This window comes from Acinetobacter sp. WCHA39, assembly GCF_002165385.1.
Taxonomy (GTDB): domain Bacteria; phylum Pseudomonadota; class Gammaproteobacteria; order Pseudomonadales; family Moraxellaceae; genus Acinetobacter.
Window position 1 is genome coordinate 116589 of the sequence record NZ_NHRP01000006.1, and the last position, 11790, is coordinate 128378.

The following is an 11790-nucleotide window of genomic DNA, read 5'->3' on the forward strand; positions in this document are numbered from 1 at the left end:
CCCAAGTTTATCCTTGTGTGCGCAAAATTTCTTGTCGTTGCGCCACTTTCTTCTTCCACTGTTCCGCACGACGTGTACGGTCAGCAACCTGTCCTACCAATTGACCACATGCAGCATCGATATCATCGCCACGTGTCTGACGAATCGTACACACAAATCCGGCGTCAGACAAAGTTTTTTGAAAAGCAATGATGCGATTACGACTCGAACGTCCGTAAGGTGCATGTGGAAATGGATTAAATGGGATTAGATTGATTTTACTTGGCAAGTTTTTCAATAATTTTAATAATTGCTGTGCATGCTCAGGCTGATCATTGACACCCTCCAACATCACATATTCGATAGTGACATGGCGACGTGAGCTTTCATTGCCATCTTTAGCTAAATAACGTTGGCACGCAGCAATAAGTTGCTGTAATGGATATTTTTTATTAATAGGAACCAATTCATTACGTAGTTCATCATTTGGTGCATGTAATGAAATCGCAAGTGCAACATCGATGTCTTGCGCTAATTGATCAATTTTTGGAACAACACCTGATGTTGATAAAGTTACACGGCGTTTAGACATTCCGTAGGCAAAATCATCTAACATTAACTGCATTGAGCTGAGTACTGCATCGTAATTAAGTAAAGGTTCACCCATACCCATCATGACCACATTGGTCACGGTACGTTCACGCTCAGCAACAGGCACATCTTCCATATAAGAATAATTTGCCATCCACAACTGACCGATGATTTCTGCTGGTGTTAGATCACGTTGGAAACCTTGCTTACCCGTCGAACAGAATGAACAATCCAGTGCACAACCCACTTGTGATGAAATACACAAGGTTTTACGCGCACCTGCTTTATCTTCTGCAGGAATCAGTACGGTTTCAACCAGAGAACCTTCACCTACACGAAATACCCACTTACGAGTACCATCTTTAGAATAGTTACGGTGCACCACTTCAGGTGCTTTGATTTCGCAGATTTTTTCTAATTTTTCACGTAATTTTCCTGAAATATTACTCATTTCAGCAAAATCAGTGACGAAAAACTGGTGTATCCATTTCATGACTTGACCGGCACGAAACTTCTTTTCGCCTAAGTCTTCAAAGAATTTTTCTAATTCAGCTCTGGACATGCCAAGTAAATTTACTTTCTTATCGGCAGCTTGAACGACAGACGTAGTTAAAGACTGTTGTTTTTCATCGACATTCTCAGATGAAACGACCACTACAGAACTCATGTATATTTACCTAAACGATATCAGCGCTAGAAAATGTTGTGTGTTTTTTACACAACTCAATCTATAAAAAATAAAAAACCAGATAAGTAGTATACCACTTATCTGGCTTGAATACTTTGGATTAACGAGTGCGTGGGCAGATCTCGTTATCAGCAAAGAAGTAAGCGATTTCACGCTCAGCAGAAGCAACTGAGTCAGAACCGTGAGCAGCATTTTCGTCGATGCTTACAGCGAAATCAGCGCGGATTGTACCTGGAGCTGCTTCTTTAGGGTTTGTAGCACCTAAGATTTCACGGTGAGCAAGAACTGCATTTTCGCCTTCAAGAACAGAAACAACAACTGGGCCAGAAGTCATGAATGCAACTAAATCACCAAAGAAACCACGTTCTTTGTGCTCAGCATAGAAACCTTCAGCATCAGCTTGAGAAAGGTGTTTCATTTTAGTCGCAACAATTTTTAAACCCGCTTTTTCAAAACGAGCAAAAATGTCACCAATGTGGTTTTTAGAAACTGCATCTGGTTTTACGATAGATAAAGTACGTTCAATCGCCATGATTGACTCCTATTTATGGTGTAAACTAAAAAATTTGCCGCATTATACCGATGTCATCGCCAATAATCAGCTTGAATCTGTAAAAGTTCAGTGATTTCTGATGTTTTTTTAACGAACTTCATCCAACCAAGCCATTTGAATCGCTTCAAGCAAACCTTCCGTCGACTTATTTGGGTCATCATTAAAGTCTGGTAATGCACAAACCCAAGCATGTAAATCAGTAAAACGGATCCATTGAGGATCTACATCTGGGTGTGCTTCAGTAAGTTCGATTGCGATATCAATCGTATCCGTCCAACGTAAGCCCATTTGATAACCTAATTAACAGTTAGTGATTGAGCGTACTTTAACAAATCCCAAGATTTAAAAAATAGTCTTCTATCATTAAAACTCGTTAAATTATTCAAAGAATGATATTGAAGCTTGGTGCCAACAAAATAATACAGCTAGCGACGGATGCACCAATCACCGCCCCGACGATCACATCACTTGGGTAATGTAATCCTAAAATCATGCGGGACAATGCAACCAGAATCATAAATGGCAACATCAAGATTAATAACAACGGTTGGATATAGCCTAATGTAATAGTAACCATGACCGCATGCAAAGTATGACCTGATGGAAAACTAAAATGATCCAATGGTCGCTCGCCCAGTACAATCACTTGGTGAACTTGATAAGGGCGTGGTCGAGTCGTTTTATGCTTTAAAAACTTATAAATCCCGGTACCAACAGAACCTGCAACGAGCAAATATAGAATTTGTAGACCGTATGCCAAACCTTGTGCGATCCATACTGATAACAACATGACATACCAAAATGGTCCATCACCCAAACGACTAATCGTTTTAAAAAATAAGGCAATGCGTTGGGACTGAGAGAGATGATTGAGGTATACACACCCTTTTAGATCTAGATCGAGTATTTTTATTTTTGCATTTTGAAATTTCATACTTTTTCTCCTCTTGTTTGAGAATACTTTAGGTAGAGGTCATGGGAGACTCCTTCACCACCTGATAAAGTGCTTGTTCTAATTGTTGTACAGGAAACTGCCAACTGGTTTCCTGTACAGTTTCACTTGCTAATAAACCCATTTTTCTCAGTTCTGGGAGAGTTGGCAAATGACAAATGGATTGGGTTAAATCTGCGGTCTGCCCTAGAGGACTCAACCAACCTGTAACACCGTGTTTGACATGCTGATGTGCACATACGTAGTCATAAGCAATCACTGGTAATCCGCTTGCAATTGCTTCTAGCACTACATTTCCAAACGTATCAGCTTGACTAGCAAATGCAAAAACATCTGCACTTGCATAAGCGGCTGAAAGATTCTTACCACTTAAGCTACCAGTAAAAATAATATCTTCTGATATCGCTAATTTACTCAAACGAATACGATCAGGCCCATCTCCCACAATTACAAATTTTGTATTTGCACCTTGCTGTCTCTGCCACGCATGGAAAGCTTTAATTAAGACATCAATTTCTTTTTCTGGCGATAAGCGTCCAACATACAGCATTACACGGGTATCAGCATCTACACCCCATTGTTGGCGTAATTGCTGTGAACGATGTTTTGGGGAAAACTTCGCAGTATCAACACCTCGTCCAACAACAACTAAAGGACAAGTCACACCAAAACCACGCAGTGCTTGTTCCGTGTATTGACTGGGTACACACGTGACATCTGTACTATTATGAAACCATGTTAAGTAACGTTGAATCGGTTTGACTAAAAAAGCCAAGTCAAAGAAACGGCTAAAATCTTGGAAAGCTGAATGGAATCCACTCGATACGGCGATTTTTTTTGACTTTGCAGCTTGTAGTGCTATTAAACCTAATGGACCTTCAGTCACGATATGCACTACGTCAGGTGCGAACTGCTCAAATGCTTTAGAGACTTTAAGATATTGTGGCCAACCAAATTGAACACTTGGGTATTTTGGAATAGGCTGAGACATCACCAAGCATTCTTGTTCAGGGTTAAATTCTGTACAAATCGTTTTTTGTATAGGCCTGACCAATAGAATTTTATGCCCAAGCCGTTGTAGCCCCTGACATAATTGCATCATAGATAATGCTACACCATTAATTTCTGGTGGCCATGTTTCAGTGACAATTGCAATTCTCAAACGAGGGCGAACTAAATCCCGAAGTTCAGACAATTCATCTTGTTTATTTTTGAGTTGTTTCCTTTTAAAGTAAAATTTAAAACTTTCAGGAAACTGTTCTTGCTTTAGTAGAGATGTCGCGTATGTACTTTGCATATCGCCATCCATTCGTGTCGTTATTTTCATGCTTTTAGCTTATAAATATTTTTTGACACTTTAATGATCAGTGTATGACAGTTTTTTGACAGTCTTAAAATAGAAATGCCCGATTTCAATATGAAAATGGGCATTTAAAAGAGATCACAGGCTAATCAAGCCAAAGGATTATCCACTGCGAAAAGTTGTTGATCTTCTAAACGATAAGCCACCAGTTGTTGCCCCCAAACACATCCACCATCGACATTTTGAATTTGGCGACTAATGGTTTTACCCTGCAAGGCCGCCCAATGTCCAAAAATAATTTGATGAGTTTGTGCAGCCTGACTATCAAACTCAAACCACGGCTGAAAGCCTGTTGGCATCGGCGCATCAAGTGCATCTTTAAAGTCAAACTCTAAACGCCCTTCGGCATCAGTCAAACGCATTCGGGTCAGATAATTGGTAATACAGCGCAAACGTGCCATACCTGTCAGCTCATCTGACCATAAATCAGGTTGTGAACCATACATCTCTGCAAGAAAACTATCTAAAACCAAAAGATCGTCATGACCAACTACCTGCTCGACTTCTTGTGCCAATACCACAGTTTGTTCGGCATTCCAGATACACGGCACACCTGCATGAGTAATCAGAGTTTGATCATTCGGAGATAAACTTAATGGCTGTTTTCGCAGCCAATCAATCAGCTCATCACCATCAATCGCATCAATCACGTCCTGAGTACGATCTTTATCTTTAACTTTTTTAAAACCACGAGCACAAGCAATGAGGGTCAGATCATGATTGCCTAGTACAGTTGCTGCAGCACCACGATCAGCCAGTTTTTTAATAAAGCGTAATGCGCCCACCGAGTTTTCGCCACGTGCAACTAAATCACCCGCAAACCATAAAAAGTCTTGATCTGGATCAAAGCGAATTTCTTTCAATAACGCTTTCAGCGCTTCAAAACAACCTTGTACATCACCAATGACATAGTTATAGCGTTTAGACATAAGATACCATCTGATCAGAAAGTGCGACAAAATCAGCCAAGCTTAAGGTTTCTGGGCGCGCCATCGGATCGACACCTGCTTTTTCAAAGCCATCTTCTGCCAACATCCCTTTTAAGCTATTACGTAAGGTCTTACGCCGTTGGGTAAATACATGGCTGACTAAACGTGACAAAGCTTTTTCATTTTTTGCAATAATTGGCTTAGTTTCATAAGGTTCCAAACGAAATACAGCTGATGTCACTTTTGGTGGCGGATTAAATGAACCTGGTGGCACTTCAAATAAGAAAGTCGGTTTACAGTAATACTGGATCATCACCGATAAACGACCATATTCTTTGGTGTTTGGTGTTGCCGTAATACGATCAACCACTTCCTTTTGCAACATGAAATGCATGTCTTTGACTTTGTCACCAAACTCCAAGAGATGGAACAACAAAGGCGTAGAAATGTTATATGGTAAATTTCCCACCACACGTAGTGGACGACCGTCTTGAAACAATTGCTTGAAATCATATTTTAAAGCATCAGCTTCAATAATGGTCAAACGTTCAGGATATGGCACACGTCCCGGTAAACCGGCAGCCAAATCACGATCCAGCTCAACCACGGTTAACGCATCACACTCGCCAATTAAAGGTGAGGTCAATGCAGCTAAACCCGGTCCAATTTCGACAATATTTTCACCCGCACGCGGATTCACTGAACGTACAATTTTGGCAATCACACGTTGATCATGTAAGAAGTTTTGACCAAAACGTTTTCGAGCCTGATGCCCTTCATCTTTAGGGTTTAGGGCATTAATTTGATACATAATAATTCCAACGTGAATAATTTACTCGCCCATTACTGACGGGCTAAATCAAGTGCTAAATCCACTGCAACCTGCAAACTTGATGCTTTTGCCTGTCCAGTGCCTGCAAGAGAAAGTGCTGTACCATGATCGACCGAAGTTCGAATAAATGGCAAGCCTAATGTAATGTTTACTGCTTCACCAAAGCCTTGTGATTTTAACACAGGTAAACCTTGATCGTGATACATTGCTAAAACAGCATCTGCATCTTTTAGATTTTCTGGGGTAAATAAGGTATCTGCAGGCAAACAGAGACTCATCCCTATACCTTGCGCACGATAGCTTTCTAGCACTGGATTAATCACGTCGATTTCTTCTCGACCTAAATAACCATCTTCACCTGCATGTGGATTTAAGCCACAGACCAGAATGCGTGGTTGTGCGATTTTAAATTTGCTTTTTAAGTCTTGAATCAGAATATCAATCACTTGATGCAAACGCTCTTTAGTAATCGCATCAGGTACATCCCGCAACGGTAAATGTGTGGTTGCCAATGCGACACGCAATGTTTTAGTCGCCAACATCATCACCACACGATCCACACTTGCAAACTCTTGGTAAAACTCAGTATGTCCGCTAAATAGAATGCCTGCATCATTAATAATCGACTTTTGCACTGGTGCTGTAGCAACCCCTACACTCCGCCCCGACATCGCATAGTCAGCTGAACGACGTAATTGCTCTAACACATAAGCAGCATTGGCTGAATCTAACTGACCTAAAATAACAGGTTTTGCTAAAGGCACATGCTCAACGAAAAGCTGCCCTGCTAAACTCGACCGTTTTTCGCCCTGAAATGGAATAAGTTCAACATCAATATTTAACTGTTTGGCGCGCTGCTGCAACATCTGGACATCAGCCAAAATAACGATCGGTCGCTCATCAACACGGTTTGCTAGACTTAGACAAATATCTGGTCCAATTCCGGCTGGTTCGCCAGAAGTGACATACAAAGGCAACATGACTCACCAATTCTAATTTTAAGCATTACGTTATAGTTTACCGAAAAAAACAATCCACTCCCCATATAAGCAAAAGTTTTTGAAAAAATATGAAGTGAAAATTTACAAGCTGATAAACAATAAATACAATAAATTTATTTTTACCAATAAATACAAGAATATAAACTATAAAAATAGAATTTAAATGCGACTAAAGAAAATCAATCGGAATAACATTAGAGCGATTAGATGCCACAACACAACGCTGATGAAACACTTAAAATGATTATCCATCAAGTTCTATTCCCTCTCAGCGCGCGCCCCCTAAATAAGAAGCAATCAAGAAAGAGAATAAAACTAAATAGTGAACAATTTGTAATTTTTAAGGCTTTTTCGCTTTAGGCAGATTTTCAGGCACTAGATTAGAAGGTACAAATTCAACTTGACGAGTCCACGGGTTAATTTTTGGTTGTACCTTTTTCTCAGGTTGAACAACCGCCGTCTCTTCTTTCTTTTCTACCGCAACAACCGCAGCACTACTCGGCTTCTCTATAAATGGATTTGCAATCGGCTCCTTTTTCTCTACAGGTTGAGGCTGCTGCACGAGTTGTGGTTCTTTCTTTTCTGGCAATGGAGGCGTATTTACTGGGTGAGAAGTATAAGGAGATGCTATAGCACCTTGTTTTACAATAGTCTGCGATGATTGTTGATGCAGGGGAGCATTTGCTTGCACTGAAGAACTTGAGGGTTGTGCTAAGGGGTTCGTTTGATCATCTGGTATTTCAAGTGGTTTCATTTCAGCAGTAACCATCATTGCTGGATCAACATGCTCACCACGACTCTCCAAGACTTCAACTTTACGACTTGTACCTTCTTTGGGCTGAAATTCAGAATAATTGGTTACACTGCCCTCATCGACCCATTTGTAGAGGCGTCGTGCATTCGCTTGTGTGGAACAAGCTATTACGCAAATAGCGACTACAATAATGTTTGTAGAAAACGACAATTTCATCAAATTCCCCAAAAGAAGAGGTAAATACTTCTACTTATTTCAAATAATTAATTCAAAAATGATAGGTTAAATACCACCACCTCTCAAGCCAAAAAATGTAGCTAAAAATTAACGGCGATATAGTTACAAAATCGGTCACATTGCAGCAAAATATGACATTAACAATGAATTGTTCTTGTGTGATTTTAGAAATTCATGTAGAATTCGCTCTCCTTTTGTTTGGGCGATTCCTTGCTCAAACCAACTATAATAGGTAGTGGTTAATGAAAACTCTCAGCGCTAAGCCTGCTGAAGTTCAACACGACTGGTATGTTGTTGATGCTTCTGGCAAAACTTTAGGTCGCCTTGCGACTGAAATCGCTCGTCGTTTACGCGGTAAGCACAAAACTTCTTATACTCCTCACGTTGACACTGGTGACTACATCGTTGTGATCAATGCTGAACACGTTCAAGTGACTGGTAATAAATCACTTGATAAGAAATACTATCGCCATACTGGTTTCCCTGGTGGTATCCGTGAGACTAACTTTGAAAAGTTAATCGCTCACAAACCTGAAGCAGTTTTAGAAAAAGCTGTTAAAGGTATGTTACCAAAAGGTCCTCTTGGTTATGCAATGATCAAAAAAATGAAAGTGTACGCTGGTAGCGAGCATCCTCATACTGCTCAACAGCCACAAGTTTTGGACATCTAAGGGATACAGCACATGGCTACTAATTATGGTACAGGTCGCCGTAAGACCGCAACTGCACGTGTTTTCTTATCAGCTGGTACAGGCAAACTCGTAATCAACAATCGTACTTTAGAGCAATATTTCGGTCGTGAAACTGCTCGTATGGTTGTACGTCAGCCTTTAGAGCTTTTAGAAGTTACTGAAAAATTTGACCTTTACATCACTGTTAAAGGTGGTGGTATTGGTGGTCAAGCTGGCGCAATCCGTCACGGTATTACTCGTGCATTGATCGCTGCTGACGAAACTTTAAAACCTGCTCTTCGTCAAGCTGGTTTCGTTACTCGTGATGCTCGTGAAGTTGAACGTAAGAAACTTGGTTTACGTAAAGCTCGTAAACGTCCTCAATTCTCTAAACGTTAATCGTTTTACGAATTGGACAAAAACCTCGGATTTATCCGAGGTTTTTTTATTTATATAGTTCTACATATTTCTAAGATGCTTTTCTTATATTTTTTTAGTATGCTAAACCGTTTACTTGATTAGCTTTGTGATATGTCATCTGTTGAAACGACCCCAGTTCAGGGCATTACGCTTTATAGTCATGCAGATGATTTCCGTTCACACTGGATTCGTTTTTTACTCGCTGAAAAGCAGATTAAATATCATCTGATTATCACCGATCATGAAGATGAAGATTTGGCTGATCTCAACCCCTACAATCAACTTCCTATGTTGATTGAACAAAATCTAAAACTTTTTTCACCAAATATCATTAGTGAATATCTGGATGATCGCTATCGTCAAAATAAGCTTTATGCGGATGCTCCAATGGCTAGAGCGGAGCAACGTCAATATATTTGGCGTTTTGAACAAGATTGGTTCAAGCTTGCAGATCAAATGCTTAGACATACCGATACACTGAACCCGCAAGAAAAACAAAAAGCCCAGAAAGAACTTAGAGATACGCTTATTTCACTCACTCCATTATTCCAACATTTTCCTTTTTTTATGTCTGAGACGTTTTCAATCTTAGATTGTATGCTCGCACCAATTTTTCTTAGATTAAAAAGTATGGGAATTGAACTTCCACCGCAACATTGCCGACCTATTTTTTTATATTGTCATCGTGTTTTCAGTCGCCCATCTTTCATTAAATCAATGACAGCTCAAGAAAAAAACAGCTACAATGATTTAATTCCTATGATTAAATAAGCTTGTAAATTATGTCAGATCAATTAAATGTTACACCCACACGCCCTTATCTTGCACGTGCCATTTATGAATGGATTTGTGATAACCAATTGACGCCTTATTTACTCGTTGATGCAACACAACAACACACAGATGTTCCTCAACAATTTGTAAAAGATGGACAAATCGTTTTAAATCTGGCACCCCATGCAATCCATCAATTTCATATGGATAATGATGCTATTTCATTTTCAGCCCGTTTCGGTGGGGTCGCAAAAGATATTTATGTACCTATTCGCGCTGTTTTAGGGCTCTATGCTAGAGAAAATGGACAAGGTTTATTTTTTGATCCAAGCGAATATGGCGATATTCAAGAGACTATCGAAACTCCAATAGAAGATAAAAAGCAAGAAGCCGAACCGAATAAGAAAAAACCTTCTCTTAGGATTTTAGATTAAAAGCGAGGAAATGCACGATGGCATTTGACTTAGTTCAATACTTTTCTGAACAAATTAAACTTCAAAAACCACAGCTCTTTGATCAACACTCATCAAAAGAAAGACTTTATTTTATTGATGAAGTGAATATGCTTGCTCTTGGACAGCTGGTCAGTCTTTGGAAAAAAGATAATCAAAAACTTTATCAGGAAATAAAAACATCTGATCCCCTTTATATCCAAGGAATAGCTAGACATCTTACAACCTCTGCATATAATCAATCCGCTTTAAGCGCTTCTGAGTTAGAGTCAAGTATTTCAGAAATACTCACTTTACAATTCGCAGAATTAAATCAATTAGACCAAACAGGTAGCTTTGGTCAAACAGGTTTAAGTGAGCTTCTCTTAGGTCAAATAGAACATTTATCTGGACAAGCAGAAGATTGGGTTTGGTCAACCAACCAACTCACTGAACTTTTAGGTTCAAAACCAGTCATACAGCAAGAAGTTTCTCTAGAGACAACGATACAGGAATTTAATCAAATGGTACATCAAGCACAACATACTGAAGAAATTTCAACTCCAGAACCAACTACACCGACATGGTCTTTTATTATTGCACCTGTAACAGCACTTATTATTTTATTATTTTTATATTGCAGCTACATTCAGCTGACGACTATTTAAACATATTAAAAAATGATAAAGAAAGTATATTACTTTCTTTATCAAATACTTACATATATTTAAATCATACTAAAATAACAGAAACTATATGATTATAAAGCTTTACATTTGTTTACAATGAAAAAAATAATTTAAACCACCCTATTTTCGTGACAAAAATCACATTAAATTTAAATTATTATCTTTAATTGGCATTTTAATTTGTTTATTTGACAAAAATTATCAATGATTAGCGATCCTGTGATTTTGATACTTTTAAAGTCTTATTGATTTAATAAAAGAGTTTCCTATAATGAGACTATCTACTTTTGAAAACGAATCAAAAACAAAAGTAGGGAAGATTACTTTATAAACAAGATGTATCAGTAGAGATAATATCATGGCTAAAATTTCACTAGAAAGCTTGACAAATATTGATGGTTTTGTGGCAGCGGCATTAGTAGACACTGAAAGTGGCTTAGCGCTTGCAACTCAAGGCGGGGGCGCAATTGACTTAGAATTAGCAGCAGCAGGTAACACTGAAGTGGTTCGCGCAAAACGTCGTGTTGCAAACTCACTCAAACTTAATGATGATATTGAAGATATTCTAATTACACTTGGTAAAGCATATCACCTAATTCGACCATTAGAGAGTAACGGAAATTTATTTCTTTACCTTGTATTAGATCGTAGCAAATCAAACTTAGCAATGGCACGCCACGAATTAAAAACGTTCGAAAAAGAATTAGACTTTGCTTAATTAAAATCTTAAGTTTTTTTAAAATTAGACTTCTTATATTTATTTTAATTCTTTGTACACGACAAATTTCATAGGGCCCTTGTCCTATCAGGCTTTTTCTTTCTTAAAATTGCTAGCACTTTCTTAAATTCTTCTTTTTTTCCAAAACCAATCAAACGTAGAATAGCCATTTGAACATAGTCCAAACCGTAGCGAAATAAACTTACTG

15 protein-coding genes and 1 pseudogene are annotated in these 11790 nt (G+C 38.7%); 6 read left to right on the top strand and 10 right to left on the bottom strand.

Features of this window, described 5'->3' with window-relative positions; genetic code table 11:
* Nucleotides 1-7: 7 nt before the first annotated feature.
* The 9 genes from rlmN to CDG56_RS04895 all read right to left on the bottom strand — a co-directional run bounded on the left by rlmN (nucleotide 8) and on the right by CDG56_RS04895 (nucleotide 7858).
* Nucleotides 8-1237 (bottom strand): 23S rRNA (adenine(2503)-C(2))-methyltransferase RlmN, encoded by a 1230-nt coding sequence (gene rlmN, locus CDG56_RS04855; RefSeq protein ID WP_087547109.1) that lies wholly within the window; start codon nucleotides 1235-1237, stop codon nucleotides 8-10.
* Nucleotides 1238-1358: 121 nt separating this feature from the next.
* Nucleotides 1359-1790, bottom strand: a complete 432-nt coding sequence (ndk, locus tag CDG56_RS04860) for a nucleoside-diphosphate kinase (protein ID WP_003654870.1) — start codon at nucleotides 1788-1790, stop codon at nucleotides 1359-1361.
* 108 nt (nucleotides 1791-1898) lie between these two features.
* Nucleotides 1899-2099, bottom strand: coding sequence for a Fe-S cluster assembly protein IscX (iscX, locus tag CDG56_RS04865; RefSeq protein ID WP_004664895.1), 201 nt, complete (start codon nucleotides 2097-2099; stop codon nucleotides 1899-1901).
* Nucleotides 2100-2193: 94 nt separating this feature from the next.
* Nucleotides 2194-2745, bottom strand: a complete 552-nt coding sequence (locus tag CDG56_RS04870; RefSeq protein ID WP_087547110.1) for a phosphatase PAP2 family protein — start codon at nucleotides 2743-2745, stop codon at nucleotides 2194-2196.
* 28 nt (nucleotides 2746-2773) lie between these two features.
* Entirely contained in the window at nucleotides 2774-4090 is a 1317-nt protein-coding gene (locus tag CDG56_RS04875) for a glycosyltransferase family 4 protein (RefSeq protein ID WP_171295102.1), read from the bottom strand.
* Nucleotides 4091-4215: 125 nt separating this feature from the next.
* Nucleotides 4216-5055 (bottom strand): symmetrical bis(5'-nucleosyl)-tetraphosphatase, encoded by an 840-nt coding sequence (locus CDG56_RS04880; protein WP_087547112.1) that lies wholly within the window; start codon nucleotides 5053-5055, stop codon nucleotides 4216-4218.
* Nucleotides 5048-5866, bottom strand: a complete 819-nt coding sequence (gene rsmA, locus CDG56_RS04885) for a 16S rRNA (adenine(1518)-N(6)/adenine(1519)-N(6))-dimethyltransferase RsmA (protein ID WP_087547113.1) — start codon at nucleotides 5864-5866, stop codon at nucleotides 5048-5050. Before rsmA ends, CDG56_RS04880 begins: the two co-directional genes overlap by 8 nt.
* 32 nt (nucleotides 5867-5898) lie before the next feature.
* Nucleotides 5899-6867, bottom strand: coding sequence for a 4-hydroxythreonine-4-phosphate dehydrogenase PdxA (gene pdxA, locus CDG56_RS04890; RefSeq protein WP_087547114.1), 969 nt, complete (start codon nucleotides 6865-6867; stop codon nucleotides 5899-5901).
* Between the two features lie 361 nt (nucleotides 6868-7228).
* Entirely contained in the window at nucleotides 7229-7858 is a 630-nt protein-coding gene (locus CDG56_RS04895; RefSeq protein ID WP_005162328.1) for a hypothetical protein, read from the bottom strand.
* A 263-nt stretch (nucleotides 7859-8121) separates the two neighbouring features.
* Between CDG56_RS04895 and rplM the strand changes: the two genes are divergently transcribed.
* From rplM to CDG56_RS04925, 6 genes are all read left to right on the top strand, one after another.
* A complete protein-coding gene (rplM, locus tag CDG56_RS04900) occupies nucleotides 8122-8550 on the top strand; it encodes a 50S ribosomal protein L13 (RefSeq protein ID WP_004664909.1) in 429 nt (142 codons plus the stop codon).
* A 12-nt stretch (nucleotides 8551-8562) separates the two neighbouring features.
* On the top strand, nucleotides 8563-8949 hold the full coding sequence (rpsI, locus tag CDG56_RS04905; RefSeq protein WP_004640839.1) for a 30S ribosomal protein S9: 387 nt from the start codon (nucleotides 8563-8565) through the stop codon (nucleotides 8947-8949).
* Between the two features lie 132 nt (nucleotides 8950-9081).
* A complete protein-coding gene (locus CDG56_RS04910) occupies nucleotides 9082-9741 on the top strand; it encodes a glutathione S-transferase N-terminal domain-containing protein (RefSeq protein WP_087535633.1) in 660 nt (219 codons plus the stop codon).
* Between the two features lie 11 nt (nucleotides 9742-9752).
* Nucleotides 9753-10178 carry a ClpXP protease specificity-enhancing factor gene (locus CDG56_RS04915; RefSeq protein ID WP_004664913.1) on the top strand — a complete coding sequence of 142 codons (426 nt, stop codon included), beginning with the start codon at nucleotides 9753-9755 and terminating at the stop codon, nucleotides 10176-10178.
* Nucleotides 10179-10195: 17 nt separating this feature from the next.
* Nucleotides 10196-10843, top strand: a complete 648-nt coding sequence (locus CDG56_RS04920; RefSeq protein ID WP_087535631.1) for a hypothetical protein — start codon at nucleotides 10196-10198, stop codon at nucleotides 10841-10843.
* A gap of 379 nt (nucleotides 10844-11222) precedes the next feature.
* A complete protein-coding gene (locus CDG56_RS04925; RefSeq protein WP_087544648.1) occupies nucleotides 11223-11582 on the top strand; it encodes a hypothetical protein in 360 nt (119 codons plus the stop codon).
* Nucleotides 11583-11650: 68 nt separating this feature from the next.
* Here CDG56_RS04925 and CDG56_RS04930 read toward each other — a convergent pair.
* Nucleotides 11651-11790 (bottom strand): annotated as a pseudogene (locus CDG56_RS04930) (IS4 family transposase); the annotation flags it as partial.

Coding starts and splice junctions, on each gene's coding strand:
- CDG56_RS04880 (WP_087547112.1), bottom strand. CDS start 5,055: ATGTCTAAACGCTATAACTATGTCATTGGTGATGTACAAGGTTGTTTT.
- CDG56_RS04875 (WP_171295102.1), bottom strand. CDS start 4,090: ATGAAAATAACGACACGAATGGATGGCGATATGCAAAGTACATACGCG.
- CDG56_RS04870 (WP_087547110.1), bottom strand. CDS start 2,745: ATGAAATTTCAAAATGCAAAAATAAAAATACTCGATCTAGATCTAAAA.
- rpsI (WP_004640839.1), top strand. CDS start 8,563: ATGGCTACTAATTATGGTACAGGTCGCCGTAAGACCGCAACTGCACGT.
- CDG56_RS04915 (WP_004664913.1), top strand. CDS start 9,753: ATGTCAGATCAATTAAATGTTACACCCACACGCCCTTATCTTGCACGT.
- rlmN (WP_087547109.1), bottom strand. CDS start 1,237: ATGAGTTCTGTAGTGGTCGTTTCATCTGAGAATGTCGATGAAAAACAA.
- ndk (WP_003654870.1), bottom strand. CDS start 1,790: ATGGCGATTGAACGTACTTTATCTATCGTAAAACCAGATGCAGTTTCT.
- CDG56_RS04910 (WP_087535633.1), top strand. CDS start 9,082: ATGTCATCTGTTGAAACGACCCCAGTTCAGGGCATTACGCTTTATAGT.
- pdxA (WP_087547114.1), bottom strand. CDS start 6,867: ATGTTGCCTTTGTATGTCACTTCTGGCGAACCAGCCGGAATTGGACCA.
- CDG56_RS04920 (WP_087535631.1), top strand. CDS start 10,196: ATGGCATTTGACTTAGTTCAATACTTTTCTGAACAAATTAAACTTCAA.
- rsmA (WP_087547113.1), bottom strand. CDS start 5,866: ATGTATCAAATTAATGCCCTAAACCCTAAAGATGAAGGGCATCAGGCT.
- CDG56_RS04925 (WP_087544648.1), top strand. CDS start 11,223: ATGGCTAAAATTTCACTAGAAAGCTTGACAAATATTGATGGTTTTGTG.
- rplM (WP_004664909.1), top strand. CDS start 8,122: ATGAAAACTCTCAGCGCTAAGCCTGCTGAAGTTCAACACGACTGGTAT.
- iscX (WP_004664895.1), bottom strand. CDS start 2,099: ATGGGCTTACGTTGGACGGATACGATTGATATCGCAATCGAACTTACT.
- CDG56_RS04895 (WP_005162328.1), bottom strand. CDS start 7,858: ATGAAATTGTCGTTTTCTACAAACATTATTGTAGTCGCTATTTGCGTA.